Raw genomic sequence first — 16,999 nt, 5'->3', positions numbered from 1 at the left:
TCAACTCACACGGTTTATTTAGTTAGATGATTAGCTCAAATACAATCAGCGCTTTGGCGGCGCTGGTGCTAACACTTGGCGACTGCCATTGGTACCCATTTCACTGACAACGCCCGCGGCTTCCATGGTTTCAATCAAACGCGCAGCGCGGTTATAGCCGACGCGCAATTTGCGCTGTACCGATGAAATTGACGCTTTGCGAGATTCCAAAACAAACTCAACGGCTTCGTCGTACAGTGGATCGGATTCATCGTCGCTTTCTTCGCCTTCTGTGGCGAGTCCGGGTACCGGAATGGCATTCGCGCTCTCATCTATGATTTCATCAAGATAATTCGGTTCACCACGACGTTTCCAATCTTCGACAACCTTGTGCACTTCGTGATCATCGACGAAAGCACCGTGAACACGAATAGGAACACCGCTGCCCGGTGGTAAATAGAGCATATCCCCGTGCCCGAGGAGCTGCTCTGCACCGCCTTGATCCAAAATGGTTCGCGAATCAATTTTCGAAGAAACCTGAAATGCCATTCGCGTTGGCACGTTGGCTTTGATCAACCCGGTGATCACATCCACCGAAGGCCGCTGGGTAGCCAATACCAAATGAATCCCGGCAGCGCGGGCTTTCTGGGCGATTCGAGCAATGAGCTGTTCAACTTTTTTGCCGACAATCATCATCATGTCAGCAAATTCGTCGATCACAACAACAATAAACGGCAAGGGTTCTAAATCAGGCGCGGTGGCTACTGCTTCACCGGCTTCGTAGTTTTCTTCAGGGACAAACAGAGGATCTTTTAAAGGCTCGCCTGCTTTTATGGCTTCTTCGACCTTGCGATTAAAACCGGCTAAATTTCGAACGCCCATAGCGGCCATCAATTTATAACGGCGTTCCATCTCCCCTACGCACCAACGCAAACCATTGGCGGCGTCGTTCATATCGGTGACAACGGGAGTTAACAAATGCGGAATGCCTTCGTAAACGGAAAGCTCCAACATTTTGGGGTCCACCAAAATTAAGCGCACTTGCTCGGGCGAGGATTTAAACAATAAGCTCAAGAGCATGGCATTTACGCCCACCGATTTACCCGAACCGGTGGTACCCGCAACGAGCAAGTGCGGCATTTTGGCGAGATCGGCTATAACAGGATTACCACCGATATCGTGGCCCAACGCTAGGGTTAAGGGCGATTTGGCTTTATCGTATTCGGTCGATTCTAGCACTTCACTTAAGCGCACCATTTGTCGATGTTCGTTGGGAATTTCAATACCGACAACGGACTTTCCAGGAATGACTTCAACCACACGCACGCTTATCACGGCCAGTGATCGAGCGATGTCTTTTGCGAGGTTGGTAATGCGGCTGGCTTTAATGCCAGGTGCCGGTTGCAGCTCAAACTGAGTGACCACCGGTCCTGGCATTACGGCGACAACTTCGGCGGTAATGCCAAAATCTTGAAGTTTTAGCTCTAAAAGCCGACTCATGGCCTCAAGAGATTCTTCCGAGAAACCTTTTTTCGCATCAGCATCGGCGGCATCCAGCAGATTTAGCGCGGGTAACTCTCCTTCAACCGGGCCTTCAAACAACTTAACTTGCTTCTCTTTTTCAACGCGTTCGCTGCGTTTTTTGGGTTTTGGCGCAGGCTGAGTGATGATTACGGGTTCGGTTTTTTGTAGTATTTTTTCTTTGACTTTCCGGCTTTCTAAGCGCTGAAACACGGCCTCTTGGGCGATTTCTTTTTCTTCTTTAGCCGCGATTCTTCGTTTTCGAGCCGCTTTTAGCCAAGCAATTGCCGCCAATACACCCGCGCCGATGGAGTCCATCAAGCCAATCCAAGAAAGATCGGTGAATACTGTTAAGCCAAACAAGAACAACGTGACTAAAATCAGGCCGCCACCGGTGTAACTGAACGCACTTTCGATGGATTCACTGACAGCAGCGCCCAAAATACCGCCGTTGGAGAATGGTAGCGGGCTGACTTCTAGCCCAAATTTAAGCGAGACCAATCCGGTTCCAGCGAGCATAACCAAGACAAAACCAACGCATCGAAGACTGATTAATACCCAGTCAAATTCCAAGCCCTGACTGTTGCGTTGCAGAAATACTTTGACCGCTCGAATGGCGATCAATACAGGGAAGAGAAAAGCGGTGTAGCCAAATATGGAAAAAAGAACGTCGGCAAGCCACGCGCCAATAACACCGCCGGCATTTTTGATGGGGCCACCGAGACCGGTACTTGACCAACCGGGATCACTCGATGAGTAAGTCACCAAAGCCAGCAGTAAAAACAAACAAAGGGCAACCAGAGCAATGAGTGCTCCTTCTTTTAAAAGCCGCGACAACAACTGACTCCCTTTCGAAGCATTTGTAATCGGTTGAGCTTGGCTTTCTGACAATGTGAATACTCCGATAAAAAGTTTTTAATCTAGGCATGAATTATGTTTATTCAAACCAACAGCACTGAACCTACTGACACTAACTCTGCTTGTCAGTTGCCTGGGGTGAACCAATACCCTGACTATTTCGAATAGAAATTTAGGCCCAGGTTGTAAAAAGCAATTAAATATATACGGCTGATAGGCAGTACTTATTCATCCGATTAAGCAAGATTATTTTGCGCACTAAATGGGTTTAACTTATCATTTTGGCAATTAATTTTTGTAATCTAATAGCTTATTTTGCACTGAAATCAAATTTTGTAGCCTTATTCCACTATAATTGTGCCAATCAATACGTCACTGAAATTAGGCAACTGGGTCAATTGAAGAAATCAATTAAACCTGCAGTGCAGTTGAGCAACCAATAGCACTGGTTATCAGTGATCGAGTCAGTTAATTTGGCTAGTAAACGATAGTGAGGCTTCAAAATCCGATTACATTAGAGTTAATGTTATTTTTTAATTCTAATCGCAACTATTTAAAATTAAAGGATTTTTCGCTGCATCTATTAAAAAAGTAGCAAAGTTATTTGAAACAAATTGGTTTTAATATTAACAAAAGCTAGTTATAAAATAGCTTGAATAAATTATTGGTAATATAGACGATGTCGTATATTTCTGTCGTCTAAACGAACGCAAAGCACTTCAGCGGTGCTAGATGCAAATTAAAATTGCTGAATTAGGATAAATTATGAGCGAAGTTAAACACCACCAGCTGATTATTTTAGGGTCTGGTCCTGCAGGTTACACAGCTGCTATTTACGCTGCCCGCGCTAACCTAAAGCCAGTGGTGATTACTGGTATGCAACAAGGTGGTCAGTTAACAACAACAACCGAAGTTGAAAACTGGCCCGGTGGTCGTCACGATCTCCAAGGTCCTGATTTAATGGTGGAGATGCAAGCACACGCAGAGCGTTTCGACACTCAAATGGTGTTTGACCACATCGAAGAAGCAAACTTAATGGTTCGCCCATTTGTTCTTAAAGGTTCTGAAACCTACACCTGTGATGCGTTAATTATTTGTACTGGCGCATCGGCTCAATATCTTGGTCTTCCATCGGAAGAAGCATTTGCTGGCCGCGGCGTTAGCGCCTGTGCAACTTGTGATGGCTTTTTCTACAAAGACCAAAAGGTTGCGGTTGTAGGTGGCGGTAACACTGCGGTTGAGGAAGCACTTTACCTTTCTAATATTTGTAAAGAAGTTACCTTGATTCACCGCCGCGATTCACTGCGCTCTGAAAAAATCTTACAAGATAAAATTCACGCGAAAGCGGAATCAGGCAACATTAAATTCGAGTGGAACCAAACCCTTGATGAAGTTCTCGGCGATGACGCAGGTGTTACCGGTCTTCGTTTAAAGAGCACAAAAGACGAATCCACTAAAGAAATCGATGCAAGCGGTGTGTTTATCGCCATTGGTCACAAACCCAATACCGATGTTTTCCGCGGCCAATTAGAAATGGACAGCGGTTATATTACGGTTAAAGGCGGCTCTCAAGGCTTTGCCACTAGCACTAGTATTCCTGGTGTGTTTGCTGCTGGTGATGTTGCTGACCAAATTTATCGTCAAGCAATTACGTCTGCAGGCGCTGGCTGTCAGGCCGCTCTCGATGCTGAAAAATACTTAGACGATTTAACTGATTAATCTCGGTTACTGCTAAAAACTGCATTTAAGGAGGCTACGCTTCCTTAAATGTGGCAGAAACGTTACTTATATCTACCTTACAGATTCCAATTAGCGCGAGAATATCCGAAGATATTCACTTGTAACTGAGCTATTTGGCACGTCAATGATTAATATCCCCTGGCTTCACTCAAAGTTTGATGACTTTCCACCCACGGACAACGCATTAGATTCTCCCAATGGGCTTTTGGCCGCAGGTGGCGATTTATCCACCAATCGTTTGATTTCTGCGTACAGCCGAGGAATATTTCCGTGGTTCAGTGAAGAAGAACCTATTCTTTGGTGGACACCCAGCCCTAGGTGCGTTGTTTTTCCCGATCAAGCCCATTGCTCAAAAAGCTTAGCTAAGCTCCTTAGGAAATCGGTCTACCGTGTTTCATTCAACGAAGCATTTGAGCAGGTTATTCATCTGTGTGGCGACACCAGAAAGCACTTTGAAGGCACTTGGATTACGGAAGACTTGGAAGCCGCCTACTGCCAACTGCACGATCTGGGCTACGCCCACAGCGTTGAAGTTTGGAAAGGTGACGAGCTGGTAGGCGGATTGTATGGGGTAGCGATTAATCGAGTCTTTTTTGGCGAATCGATGTTCAGCCTAGAAGCAAACACCTCTAAAATCGCTTTTGTAAAGCTTGCCGAAATATTAGTCGAAAAAGACTATCTTTTGATTGATTGCCAAGTGACCTCTCAGCACCTGCGTTCTTTGGGGGCGGTTGAAATCCCGAGAGAAGAATTTGAGCAAATACTACAAAAAAATAAGCGCTTTTCTACCTCACCAAAACCCGGTAGTCTAAACTGATATTCTAAAGAGTTGTTTATTTCTCTTTTTTGAGATTATGTTGTAAAAATTATAATAATATTCTACAAATACAAAACCATTTTGACGCTTTCGTATAGGTGACAACACTGGCTAATCTCAAATTATTTACCACACATCCGCATAAATGCAGCTATTTAGATGAAAAAATAGCGACTACCGTTTTTGTGGACCCAAACGCAAAAATTAATCAGGATGTGTACAGCCGTCTGTCTGAAATCGGCTTTAGGCGCAGCGGCCAACATTTGTACCGACCACAGTGCCATTCATGCCAGGAATGTGTACCGGTAAGAATTCCAGCTGCCGACTTCAAACCTAGCCGTCAACAAAAACGCTGCCTGAAGGCAAATTCTGATATCGAATTTTCGATCATCGATAGTATCGACACGGAAGAACACTACTCCCTTTACGAACGCTACATTTCTATTCGCCATCAAGACGGAGATATGTATCCGCCCAGCAGAGCGCAATACGACTCGTTTTTAACCTCTGAATGGAATTTAACAAAATTTATAGAATTTAAGCTGGATTCCGCCTTAATTGGTGTCGCGGTTATTGATCAACTCGACCACGGAATCTCTGCGGTATACACGTTCTTTGAGCCAGAATTACACAAACGCAGCTTGGGAACTTACGCCATCTTAATAGAAATTCAACTGGCGTTAGAGTCTGGCCTGCCCTATGTCTATCTTGGCTATTGGATCAGGCAGTGTGTAAAAATGAATTACAAAACCAAATTTAAACCTCTAGAGGTTTATACCGACAGCGAATGGCAAGAGTTTGATGATTGCCAATGATGCTTCTGAAATCCCACCGTTTTTAAGTAATTTTCACCCAACAATCCCTGCAATTACGCATATAAATTTGAATAAATTTATATAAAAGTGGTAATTATGTATTTTTGGGGTTGGACTTGGTGTTCGATTAAGGCACAATTCACGCCTATTTTTTTGGCAGTCCACCTATGGCCTGATTGAATAAAGTTCAATCGCTGCTGTTTAGATTAAATTTATTCGAGGAAATTTGTTAATGGCAAAAGAAGACAACATTGAAATGGAAGGTGAAGTTGTGGATACGCTTCCGAATACCACTTTCCGAGTCAAGTTGGAAAACGGCCACATGGTTACCGCACATATCTCTGGAAAAATGCGTAAGAATTACATCAGAATTCTTACCGGCGACAAAGTGAAAGTTGAACTAACACCTTACGACTTAAGCAAAGCACGCATCACTTATCGCGCTCGATAAGCTATTTATGAGTCTGGCATCGCTAGATGCAGGCTCTTCCCTCCCCGCTCAATTTCCCCCAATTTTTAGATTAATCACTCGCAAGTTTTGGAAGACACTGATTTTGCCATACATTGGTTTTGGCATTTGGCTTTGACCTAGCTGTTTGCTTTATTGCAAAAACAAAAAAAGCCAGAAACCAATGATTTCTGACTTTTTAACGCTAACTTTTGCAAGTAACGAGCTTTCTGGTCTTGGTATTTACACCAGTTCTGGCGCTTCTACCTCAATGTGAACATCATCGTTTTCGACGGTAATCTCGACATTACCACCGGAAGATAAGTCACCAAAGAGAACCAGTTCTGCCAATGGCTTTTTGAGCTTTTCTTTAATGAGTCGGGCCATTGGGCGAGCACCCATTTTCTCGTCATAGCCGTTGATCGCCAACCATTCACGCGCTTCTTCCGATACATTCAGGACCACGTGCTTTTCATCCAATTGAGCTTGCAGCTCAACCAAGAATTTGTCGACAACCGTTTTAACTACTTCAACGGTTAGAGCACCAAATTGAATGATGGAATCTAAACGGTTCCTAAACTCTGGCGTGAAGAGCTTTTTGATCGCTTCCATACCATCGGTGGTGTGATCTTGTTTCGAGAAACCGATCGAGGCACGGCTCATATCTTCTGCGCCTGCATTGGTTGTCATAATTAATATGACATTGCGGAAATCGGCTTTGCGACCATTGTTGTCGGTTAAGGTGCCGTGATCCATCACCTGCAACAGCAAGTTAAACACCTCTGGGTGCGCTTTTTCGATTTCATCGAGTAACACAACACAATGAGGATGCTTGGTGACAGCTTCGGTCAACAACCCACCTTGATCAAACCCTACATAACCTGGAGGTGCACCGATCAAACGAGAAACCGTGTGACGCTCCATGTATTCCGACATGTCAAAGCGCAGCAACTCAATGCCCATCGCAGAGGCCAACTGGCGACAAAGCTCAGTTTTACCAACACCGGTAGGTCCGGCAAAGAGGAATGAACCAACTGGTTTATCTGGTGAATTCAGCCCTGCTCGGGAAAGCTTGATTGCAGTCGACAATGCACCAATGGCATCGTTTTGACCAAATACTGTTAGCTTCAATGCATCATCAAGCTTTTTAAGCTGTTCTTTGTCCGAAGATGAAACACTTTTCGGCGGAATTCGAGCAATTTTAGCAACAACTTTTTCGATATCGCTGGTGCCAATTTGGCGGCGACGTTTGCTGGGTGGTTGCAACTGCTGATAAGCACCGGCTTCATCGATGACATCAATGGCCTTATCAGGCATAAAGCGATCAGTGATGTATTTCGAGGCTAATTCAGAAGCGGCTCTCAATGCTGAGTCGGTGTATTTGAGACTATGGTGTTCTTCAAACCGAGACTTCAAGCCCTTCAAAATTTGATAGGTATCTTCAACATTCGGCTCGTTCACATCGATTTTTTGGAAACGGCGCGACAAAGCTCGGTCTTTATCGAAGATTCCACGGTATTCTTGGAACGTGGTTGAGCCGATGCAGCGAAGATCACCTGACGTTAATAGTGGCTTCAACAGATTCGACGCATCCATGACACCACCTGAGGCAGCACCAGCACCAATAATGGTGTGAATTTCATCGATAAACAAAATGGCTTTGTCTTTCTTTTTAAGCTGGGCCAACAAGCCTTTGAAGCGTTTTTCAAAATCACCGCGATACTTGGTACCGGCCAAGAGCGATCCCAGATCAAGTGAATAAACAACGCTTTCTAAGAGAATTTCTGGGACTTCACCGTCGACAATACGTTTTGCCAAGCCTTCGGCGATAGCAGTTTTACCGACACCGGACTCACCCACCAATAATGGGTTATTTTTGCGCCTGCGGGCCAATACCTGACTGACTCGTTCAAGCTCTTGGTCTCGACCGACCAATGGATCGATTCGGCCTTGAATGGCTTCTTCATTCAAGTTAGTCGCAAAGGAATCGAGTGGACTGGATGCACCTTCTGCAGAATTCATAGATTCTTCATCACCGTGATCTTGTCCAGAATCGACACTGTGATCGCCTTGATCACCGACTTTAGAAATACCGTGGGTGATATAGTTGACTACATCAATACGGGCAATTTCTTGCTGTTTCAGGTAGTAAACAGCCTGACTTTCTTGCTCGCTAAAGATCGCCACCAAAACATTGGCTCCGGTAACTTCTTTGCGACCAGATGACTGTACGTGGAATACTGCACGCTGCAGCACTCGCTGGAAACCTAAGGTTGGCTGAGTTTCACGCTCGGTGTCATCCTCAGGAATGAGTGGTGTAGTTGAGTCGACGAACTCGACAAGCTCCTTACGCAAGTTGGTTAAATCCGCACCACATGCTTTCAATACAGAAGCGGCGGCTTCGTTGTCAATCAGAGCCAATAACAAGTGCTCAACCGTCATGAACTCATGACGCTTAGAACGAGCACCTTTAAAAGCTTGATTTAATGTAACTTCCAGGTCCTTGCTTAACATTGATTCAACCTCAACTTAAACAACCAATTTAATTATTCGTCGTCTGCTGCAGCAATTTCACACAGCAATGGGTGTTGGTTCTCTTTAGCGTATTGATTCACTTGCGCAGCTTTTGTTTCAGCAATATCCCGTGTAAATACACCACACACTGCACTGCCGTTTGTGTGAACCTGTAACATTATCTGGGTCGCTTTTTCTCTATGCATGGAAAAAAAGCTTTCTAACACCTCGACCACGAACTCCATCGGGGTATAGTCATCGTTTAACATGATGACCTTATACATAGAAGGACGCTTGAGTTGCGGTTTTTGTTCCGCAACAGCTAACCCACTATCACGGCCCCCGTCTAAATCATCGCTGTCACTACTGTTTAATGTTAGTCGATGATAATCCATATTACCCCTAATACGCTTATTGCACTGAATCAGAGTAACTTCACTCTGATTGTCACTGGATGTCAAGTCAAGCCTCGGTGGAAGTTTTCGCAAAGGGCTTGACAACTCATTAAATTTCATATCAGTATATGACCGTAGCCATTTCTATGTGGTTACAATTATTTCTCTGCGACCAGCATTTTTATAATAAAAATATTGGGTTCAATAAAAAAATAACAACTTAAGTTCATGCATCAGCTCATGGCTTATACCCAAACAAGGAAATCTGCTATGCAATCAGGTACCGTCAAGTGGTTCAATAATGCCAAAGGTTATGGATTTATTCTTCCAGACAACGGAGGCGATGAGCTTTTTGCTCATTATTCTGCAATAACAATGGATGGCTATAAAACTTTAAAAGCCGGGCAACAAGTCGTGTTCGACGTTGCTAAGGGCGATAAAGGAATGCATGCCGTTGGTATAGAACCTTCCGCAACTAAACGAAAAGAGGCATCTATTCAAGATACACAAACCAGCCCCCCGCCTAATATGCTTAACTAAGCATAATTTTTATAAATCAATTTATAAACACATTAACGAATCACCACCCTGTGGTCTTCGTACAAATTTATAAAAATTTTATCCTTTCGTTAAAATCCCAATAGTGCCTGCGGCCCAGGCACTATTAATTATATTACCTAGATTTCATTTACGCACCAGAACACCTCTCAGTTTTTTCTCACGCCCTAAACCCGTTAATTAATTCTTTTTGCGAATCAATCCACTATTTTGAGATAATCGCTGACCGAATCAAAACTTTATCACCACGATGCCGCAAATTCTTTTACTCAACAAACCGTTTGGTGTTCTCAGCCAGTTTACCGATGACGGTGATCGAACCACACTAAAAAAGTTTATCCAACAGTCGGGGTTTTACCCAGCCGGACGGTTGGATTATGACTCCGAAGGTTTGCTGTTATTAACCAACGACGGGCAGCTTCAACATCAAATTAGTAACCCCAAATTTAAACTTTCTAAGACTTACTGCGTACAAGTTGAAGGAGAAATAACAGAACAGGCACTGAGCCTACTGAGACAAGGGGTTGAATTGAAAGATGGAAAAACCAAACCGGCAAAAGCTCATAAACTTGAAACCGTGGACTTTTGGCCAAGAAATCCGCCGATCCGTCAGCGACAAAATATTCCAACCAGTTGGCTTCAACTTTCGATCAAGGAAGGAAAAAACAGACAGGTGCGAAGAATGACAGCTGCGGTTGGATTTCCGACATTACGATTGATTCGCACATCAATTGGCAACTGGGAGTTAAAAGACCTACGTCCTGGCGAAACTCGTTTAGAAGATGTTTTTTTACCGAAAACCTCCGATAACGCGCCATCACGCTCACGCAGAAGAAACCGGAAAAGAAACTAGACAAATGAGTGATATTCGAAGTTTTAACCCACATGTCACGGTCGCTACGATAATTTGCAGAGATGAAAAATTTCTTTTAGTCGAAGAAAACATCAATGGCAGAATCTGCCTAAATCAACCGGCGGGTCATCTTGAAGAAAACGAAGGCTTAATAGAAGCAGCCGTAAGAGAAACCTTTGAAGAAACTGGCTGGCACGTCAGGCCTGATCACTATTTGGGCGTTTGCGTACTCAAAGCCAAAAATGGCGTCACTTACGTGAGACACACTTTCACTGCAACTGCCATGGAATTTGACCCCAATCAGCCGTTAGATACCGGCATTATAGGCACTCAGTGGTTATCTTTAGATGAAATCAAAGAAAAACGATCACAATTGCGCAGTGACATGGTCATCGAAACGAGCGAACAATACATCAACGGCAACTTGTACCCTTTGTCTGTCGTTACATCATTAGTATAAAATACGGCTTTTGGCTTCTCCCAATGGATCAATCTTCAACACCCAACAATCAAAATCTCCCTAACGCAAAAAAGGTCATTGTCGGCATGTCCGGCGGTGTCGACTCGTCTGTTTCAGCTCTATTGCTAATAGAGCAAGGATACAAAGTCGAGGGCCTCTTCATGAAAAATTGGGATGAAGACGACGGCACTGAATACTGCACCGCCAAGCAAGATCTTGCCGATGCCGAAAAAGTTTGCCAAAAGCTTGGAATCAAACTTCACACAGCAAATTTTTCCGCCGAGTATTGGGACAATGTGTTTGAGCATTTTCTATCGGAATACAAAGCCGGACGCACGCCCAATCCAGACATCCTCTGTAATCGAGAAATCAAGTTCAAAGTTTTCATGGAATATGCCCAGGCGTTAGGCGCAGACTTAATTGCAACGGGTCATTATGTTCGCCGCAAAGACAAAGATGGAAAAACCTTCCTACTTAAAGGGTTAGACAACAATAAAGACCAAAGCTACTTCGTGCACGCGGTTGGCGAAGCTGAGTTTGCTAAATCCCTATTTCCCATAGGTGAAATGGACAAGCCCGATGTGCGCGCACTAGCCGAAAAGCACGATTTAATTACACACAACAAAAAAGACAGCACCGGTATTTGCTTTATTGGTGAGCGGCGATTTAAAGATTTTCTCGAACAATACTTGCCCGCACAACCGGGAGAGATTATTACAGAAGATGGCACTGTTATTGGCGAACACTTGGGGTTGATGTACCACACCTTGGGACAACGCCAAGGCCTCGGCATTGGCGGTGTTAAAGGGGCTCCCGAAGCGCCTTGGTTTGTTGCCGAAAAATTGTTGAAGTCCAATCAATTGCTGGTCGTTCAAGGTAAAAACCACCCACTGCTGTTCAAAGATTCATTAAAAGCAGGGCAAATTCATTGGATTAATCAAGGTTTTCCACCCTCACCCGTTTTTCGAGCCCAAATAAAAACGCGTTACCGCCAACCTGACCAATGGGGTGAAGTCACACTCAGTGATGACGGCGAATCACTCACCATCAAATTTGATGAGCCACAACGCGCTATTACGCCTGGGCAATCGGTTGTCTTCTACCAAGACGATATTTGCTTGGGAGGCGGTGTTATTGAAGAAGGTTATAACTCGTAAATACCCCCGTTTTGCACGACTCCTCCAATTGGATAAAATGTGCTGAGTAATCGGAGAGCCAATCTATCTCTGGTATTTCTTTTTTGATAGGTATGCAGTAAGGCCAACAACTTAATGCAAGATATAGAATCGCAAACCCTTGCACTTGCCGGAACCATTCAAGCAGCAGCACTGGTTGAACAACTCGCTAAACAGGGCAATGCTCCCTCCAACGCCATCAAACCTTTACTGTCGAGTATATTTGTCACCAACCCAAACACAACGGTCGATATTTATAACGGTGTCAATAACTTAGAGATGGGTCTGGATATTTTACGTGAGATCTTACAACGCTATAACAGCACCAAAAATCCAGACTGCATACGCTATACATTGAGTCTTCTGCACCTTCAAAAAAAGCTCGCCAAAAATGACTCGATGCTCAGTGTGCTGTCCGATCGAATTGGTCGCTGTGAACAACAATTAAAGCATTTTGATATTTTGCATGAAAATATCATCGCTAATCTCGCCGATATCTACGCCGACACCTTAAGTACATTCGCTTTTAGGATTCAGGTTCGAGGGTCGTTTGATTACCTACAGCAGCCGAGAATTGCCAATCAAATTCGAGCGTTATTACTTGCTGGAGTTCGATCAGTAACACTGTGGCGCCAAGTCGGCGGCAATCGAATACAACTGATGTTGAATCGCAATAAACTGTACGAAGCATCGGATTTGCTCTACCAATCGATTAAACATCTATAAAGATATTCGGAAAGTGCCGTAATTTCAGTTATTATCGCGCGCCTCAACTGATGTCTCTTGAGCACTTGTAAGAGACATTGGCTTTATCTGTTTCATTCACTTTGTTACTACCGGTTTAACTTATGGACTTTTCCACTCTCACAGCAGTCACCCCGATTGATGGCCGTTATGCGTCGAAAACTCAATCTCTTCGAGCTATTTTTAGCGAATTTGGGCTTATAAAATATCGTGTCGAAGTGGAAGTTCGGTGGTTACAAAAACTTGCAGAACATGAAGAAATTCTTGAAGTAAAACCTTTTACCTCAGAGACCAATGCGTTCTTAAATAAGATTGTCGATGATTTTGATATCAGCCACGCTGAACAAATCAAAACCATAGAACGAACCACCAATCATGATGTGAAAGCTGTTGAGTACTTTTTAAAAGATCAATTCAAAGACAACGAAGAGCTTGTTGCAGTGAGCGAATTTGTGCATTTTGCTTGCACGTCGGAAGACATCAACAACCTTTCACACGGTTTAATGCTGAAGGCAGGCAGAGAACAACTGTTATCCAGCATCAGTAAAATCGTCACCAAATTGTCTGAACTCGCGAGCGAATTTGCCGCTCAGCCAATGCTTTCACGAACCCACGGTCAAACTGCTTCACCAACAACCGTTGGTAAAGAAATAGCCAACGTAGTTTATCGCTTACAACGCCAAATCAAGCAAATCGAATCGATTGAGTTACTTGGTAAAATCAATGGTGCAGTCGGCAACTACAACGCTCACTTAAGCGCTTACCCAGAAGTTGACTGGCAAGCAAACGCGCAAACCTTTGTTGAGAGCTTAGGGCTAAGCTGGAATCCATACACTACTCAGATTGAGCCGCACGACTACATCGCTGAGCTGTTCGATGCCATTGCACGCTTCAACACCATCTTAATTGACTTCAACCGCGACGTTTGGGGTTACATTTCTCTGGGTTACTTTAAGCAAAAAGCAATTGCCGGTGAAATTGGCTCATCAACCATGCCGCACAAAGTAAACCCTATCGATTTTGAAAACTCCGAAGGTAATCTCGGTATCGCTAACGCGATCATGAATCACCTCGGCAGCAAACTGCCAATCTCGCGCTGGCAGCGTGATTTAACGGATTCTACAGTATTAAGAAACATGGGTGTTGGCTTTGGCTACTCGTTCATCGCCTACGAATCTGTACTTAAGGGTCTTGGCAAACTTGAATTGAACAGCGCCCGTTTGAGTGAAGATCTAAACAACAGCTGGGAAGTCTTGGCGGAGCCTATTCAAACGGTTATGCGTCGCTACCAAGTAGAAAATGCCTACGAGAAGCTAAAAGACTTAACGCGTGGCCAAACCATCGACCAAACCGTTATGACTCAGTTTATTAACTCGCTAGAAATTCCTGATGAAGCGAAAGCTACCCTGCTGAAGCTCACCCCTGAGACGTACATCGGCAACGCTGAAAGCCAAACAAAAGATTTGAAATAAACCTCTACTTTTCGCGGACTGGGCCAATAAATCTTACGGTTCCAGTCCGCGAACACACGCTAAATTATGCATATCGAACCGCTCCTAAAGTTAGGCAACTTGCCTATCCAAGATTTCCTCAGCCAATACTGGCAGCAAAAACACCTCTATTCACCGCAATCGCTTAGCGATTATTTACCCGATTTAGACATTGACGACCTTGCCGGCCTTGCACTTGAGCAAGAGGTGGAATCGCGGCTGATTCGGTCTGAGGAAAACCGCTGGGAGTTGGACCACGGCCCTTTCACCGAAGAACAACTCACCCACCTGCCGAATTCTAACTGGACTCTGTTGATTCAAGCGGCTGACATCTGGATTCCTGAAATCAGTCAGTTCTTAGATTTATTTCGATTTTTACCCAACTGGCGTCTCGATGACATCATGATCAGCTACGCGGCTGATGGTGGCGGTGTTGGACCACACTTTGATTTCTATGATGTGTTTCTGATCCAAGCCAAAGGATGCCGTACGTGGCATTTGGGGCCTGAATGCAACGATCAAACACCGAGAGTTCAAGATTCACCGCTCAATCAAATAGCTCCGTTTGAGCCCGAACACACCTTTGAAACCAAACCAGGGGATGTGTTGTACATTCCTGCGGGAAAAGCCCATTGGGGCATCGCAAATGGCGACGACTGCATGACGCTCTCGGTGGGATTCAGAGCCCCCAGCGATCGTGAAATTCTGTCTAATTTCGCAGACTTTATAGCCGATGATTTACCCAGTTCAAACCGCTATCGCGATTCATCACCCAAAGTTGCAGACAACCCAGGAAAAATAAACGATTCCGTCATAGAAACGCTTCGTCACAAAATCCAAGATCTCATCGACTCCCCCACCGCTCTGGCATCTTGGTTTGGGCGTGAAATGACCGAAGGTAAATACTCGGAGATTCAACCAGAAGAATTTTTTGAGCTACCGAATATTGAGGAGCAAGAGTTGAACGAATTCCTCGTTCAAAACCCGCTCGAAGTCTTCAGCGCCAGCCGCCTTGCCTATCGAGAATGCGAAGATGCGACAACACTTTTCATCGATGGCGAAGAATACAAAACCACCGCATTAGTGGCAGAGACCTTGTGCAAAAAACGGTACTTTGAGCCAGGTGAGCTTCAAATCCTAATTGAAAGTGAACAGCCCAATGACAGCAAAGAGCTATTACTCTCGCTAGTCAACCGTGGCATTTTATTGGTTGCGCAAAACGAGCTTAACGAGTAGTTTGGATAAGACTTTATTTACGCCAAACTACCGCTGATGACCCGTTCAAACGTTACAAACGACTTTATTATTTCCACTGTCAACTGGGCCCATTCTGAGCCAGATTTAGTGAACATTCGCCGCAAGGTGTTCATGGAAGAACAAGGTGTTTCTGAAGAAGAAGAGCTCGACGGCAAAGATCAGCAATGCCTGCACATTCTGGCTGTAGAAAAATCCACAAATGAAGCCGTTGCCTGCGCCCGAATCACAGAGCAAGGGAAAATTGGCAGAGTCGCTGTTTTAAAGCCGTTTCGAAGCCTAGGGTTAGGCAAACAACTGATGGATTTTTGCACACAGCAAGTATTGTCGAAACAACAAAAACCCTACCTCGACGCGCAAACATCCGTCATTCCGTTTTACGAAGTTCTGGGCTATGTGTGCGAAGGGGATGTTTTTCTGGACGCCAATATTCCTCACCGCAGAATGAATTTTGGTTTATCGAGCTTTTTCCAAACAGATCATCAGCACTCAAAAGAGCAGCCATCAAGCTATCAAGAGAGCCTTAACACTAAACCTCCGGTGGAGAACAACCGGCAAGTTAACACGCTCGAGCACTCTATCGAACTGCTGCATGAATTCACCCGTGACTGCATCGGCCGAGTCTATTTTTTGTGTTCTCACGCATCACTGCCGTATTTATGTGACAGAGAATATCTCGACGTTTTAAAGCAAAGTATATTTAATCACTCTGATACACAGTTTCATTTTGTATGGTCCGGCTACGATCCGTCTCTTAGCCTTACGAAACCATTTATTGAGCTATCTCGGCGATTGCCCAGTAAAATCCACCTGCGATGCCTTAAAAGCAACCATAAAGAATTTGAGCAATTAAAGGCAATATACGCCAGAAACTGCCTTCAATTTGAGACCGAAAGCAATCACGGATTGGCGTCAATCAGGAAACTGAGCCCCGTTCAGCGGGAATTAGAGCAGGATGAAATCAATCGAATTTGGGAAAATCACGCTTTCGAACATCCGGATTTTCGCCAGCTAAACCTCTAAAAAGCCCAAAAGTGAACTCAACTTAGTGATCAATACCGACCGTATTACCCTCATAAACAAGAGTCACGCTCTCAAGCGGTGCCGATATACCAGTTAACGGGCAGCCATCACGTAGACGGAATTCAAAACCGTGCAATGGGCAACGAATAGCGCCATTCTCCAGAGTTCCATGAGTCAGCGGAACACCTTGATGCGGGCAGTAATTTTTAAATGCGTACAACTTTCCTTCGTTGCACACTAACAAAATATCCAACTCATCGACTTTATGTGCCTGAATGTAACCCTCGTGCACTCGATGTAATTTTTCTAATGCTCTAAACGACATTTATACACCCTCGGAGTTAGATCCAAGTTG

16 protein-coding genes are annotated in these 16,999 nt (G+C 44.4%); 12 read left to right on the top strand and 4 right to left on the bottom strand.

Going from position 1 to position 16,999, the window contains the following annotated elements; all coding sequences use genetic code 11:
- Positions 1–45: 45 nt before the first annotated feature.
- On the bottom strand, positions 46–2,391 hold the full coding sequence (locus LU361_RS18330; protein ID WP_286206520.1) for a DNA translocase FtsK: 2,346 nt from the start codon (positions 2,389–2,391) through the stop codon (positions 46–48).
- A gap of 732 nt (positions 2,392–3,123) precedes the next feature.
- Here LU361_RS18330 and trxB point away from each other — a divergent pair.
- The 4 genes from trxB to infA all read left to right on the top strand — a co-directional run bounded on the left by trxB (position 3,124) and on the right by infA (position 6,181).
- Positions 3,124–4,077: a thioredoxin-disulfide reductase gene (trxB, locus tag LU361_RS18325; RefSeq protein ID WP_233090586.1), complete on the top strand. Its 954-nt coding sequence runs from the start codon at positions 3,124–3,126 to the stop codon at positions 4,075–4,077.
- Positions 4,078–4,222: 145 nt separating this feature from the next.
- Positions 4,223–4,915 (top strand): leucyl/phenylalanyl-tRNA--protein transferase, encoded by a 693-nt coding sequence (gene aat / locus LU361_RS18320; RefSeq protein ID WP_233090585.1) that lies wholly within the window; start codon positions 4,223–4,225, stop codon positions 4,913–4,915.
- A gap of 98 nt (positions 4,916–5,013) precedes the next feature.
- The gene (locus LU361_RS18315) at positions 5,014–5,730 is read left to right on the top strand and encodes an arginyltransferase (protein ID WP_233090583.1); all 717 of its coding nucleotides are present in this window, start codon (positions 5,014–5,016) and stop codon (positions 5,728–5,730) included.
- Between the two features lie 232 nt (positions 5,731–5,962).
- A complete protein-coding gene (gene infA / locus LU361_RS18310) occupies positions 5,963–6,181 on the top strand; it encodes a translation initiation factor IF-1 (RefSeq protein WP_233090582.1) in 219 nt (72 codons plus the stop codon).
- Positions 6,182–6,421: 240 nt separating this feature from the next.
- Here infA and clpA read toward each other — a convergent pair whose 3' ends face one another.
- The gene (gene clpA / locus LU361_RS18305) at positions 6,422–8,692 is read right to left on the bottom strand and encodes an ATP-dependent Clp protease ATP-binding subunit ClpA (protein ID WP_233090580.1); all 2,271 of its coding nucleotides are present in this window, start codon (positions 8,690–8,692) and stop codon (positions 6,422–6,424) included.
- 32 nt (positions 8,693–8,724) lie between these two features.
- Positions 8,725–9,087, bottom strand: a complete 363-nt coding sequence (clpS, locus tag LU361_RS18300; RefSeq protein ID WP_233090674.1) for an ATP-dependent Clp protease adapter ClpS — start codon at positions 9,085–9,087, stop codon at positions 8,725–8,727.
- 270 nt (positions 9,088–9,357) lie between these two features.
- Here clpS and cspD point away from each other — a divergent pair, with 270 nt between their 5' ends.
- The 8 genes from cspD to LU361_RS18260 all read left to right on the top strand — a co-directional run bounded on the left by cspD (position 9,358) and on the right by LU361_RS18260 (position 16,644).
- A complete protein-coding gene (gene cspD, locus LU361_RS20245; protein WP_286206519.1) occupies positions 9,358–9,627 on the top strand; it encodes a cold shock domain-containing protein CspD in 270 nt (89 codons plus the stop codon).
- 268 nt (positions 9,628–9,895) lie between these two features.
- Entirely contained in the window at positions 9,896–10,498 is a 603-nt protein-coding gene (locus LU361_RS18290; protein ID WP_233090578.1) for a pseudouridine synthase, read from the top strand.
- A gap of 4 nt (positions 10,499–10,502) precedes the next feature.
- Complete coding sequence (locus tag LU361_RS18285) at positions 10,503–10,958, top strand: NUDIX hydrolase (protein ID WP_233090576.1); 456 nt, start codon at positions 10,503–10,505, stop codon at positions 10,956–10,958.
- A gap of 23 nt (positions 10,959–10,981) precedes the next feature.
- The gene (gene mnmA, locus LU361_RS18280; protein WP_233090574.1) at positions 10,982–12,115 is read left to right on the top strand and encodes a tRNA 2-thiouridine(34) synthase MnmA; all 1,134 of its coding nucleotides are present in this window, start codon (positions 10,982–10,984) and stop codon (positions 12,113–12,115) included.
- Between the two features lie 114 nt (positions 12,116–12,229).
- Positions 12,230–12,859: a high frequency lysogenization protein HflD gene (gene hflD, locus LU361_RS18275; protein ID WP_233090572.1), complete on the top strand. Its 630-nt coding sequence runs from the start codon at positions 12,230–12,232 to the stop codon at positions 12,857–12,859.
- A 122-nt stretch (positions 12,860–12,981) separates the two neighbouring features.
- Positions 12,982–14,349 carry an adenylosuccinate lyase gene (purB, locus tag LU361_RS18270; protein ID WP_233090570.1) on the top strand — a complete coding sequence of 456 codons (1,368 nt, stop codon included), beginning with the start codon at positions 12,982–12,984 and terminating at the stop codon, positions 14,347–14,349.
- Positions 14,350–14,415: 66 nt separating this feature from the next.
- Positions 14,416–15,603, top strand: a complete 1,188-nt coding sequence (locus tag LU361_RS18265; protein WP_233090568.1) for a cupin domain-containing protein — start codon at positions 14,416–14,418, stop codon at positions 15,601–15,603.
- Between the two features lie 36 nt (positions 15,604–15,639).
- Positions 15,640–16,644, top strand: a complete 1,005-nt coding sequence (locus LU361_RS18260; protein ID WP_233090567.1) for a GNAT family N-acetyltransferase — start codon at positions 15,640–15,642, stop codon at positions 16,642–16,644.
- Between the two features lie 22 nt (positions 16,645–16,666).
- On the opposite strand, the gene LU361_RS18255 is transcribed toward LU361_RS18260, so the two are convergent.
- Positions 16,667–16,969 (bottom strand): Rieske (2Fe-2S) protein, encoded by a 303-nt coding sequence (locus LU361_RS18255; protein WP_233090565.1) that lies wholly within the window; start codon positions 16,967–16,969, stop codon positions 16,667–16,669.
- Positions 16,970–16,999 lie beyond the last annotated feature (30 nt).

It is taken from the genome of Sessilibacter corallicola (assembly GCF_021290925.1).
GTDB lineage: Bacteria > Pseudomonadota > Gammaproteobacteria > Pseudomonadales > Cellvibrionaceae > Sessilibacter > Sessilibacter corallicola.
The sequence above is the reverse complement of the archived record's forward strand: the minus strand, read 5'-3'. Positions and strand labels throughout refer to the sequence as shown.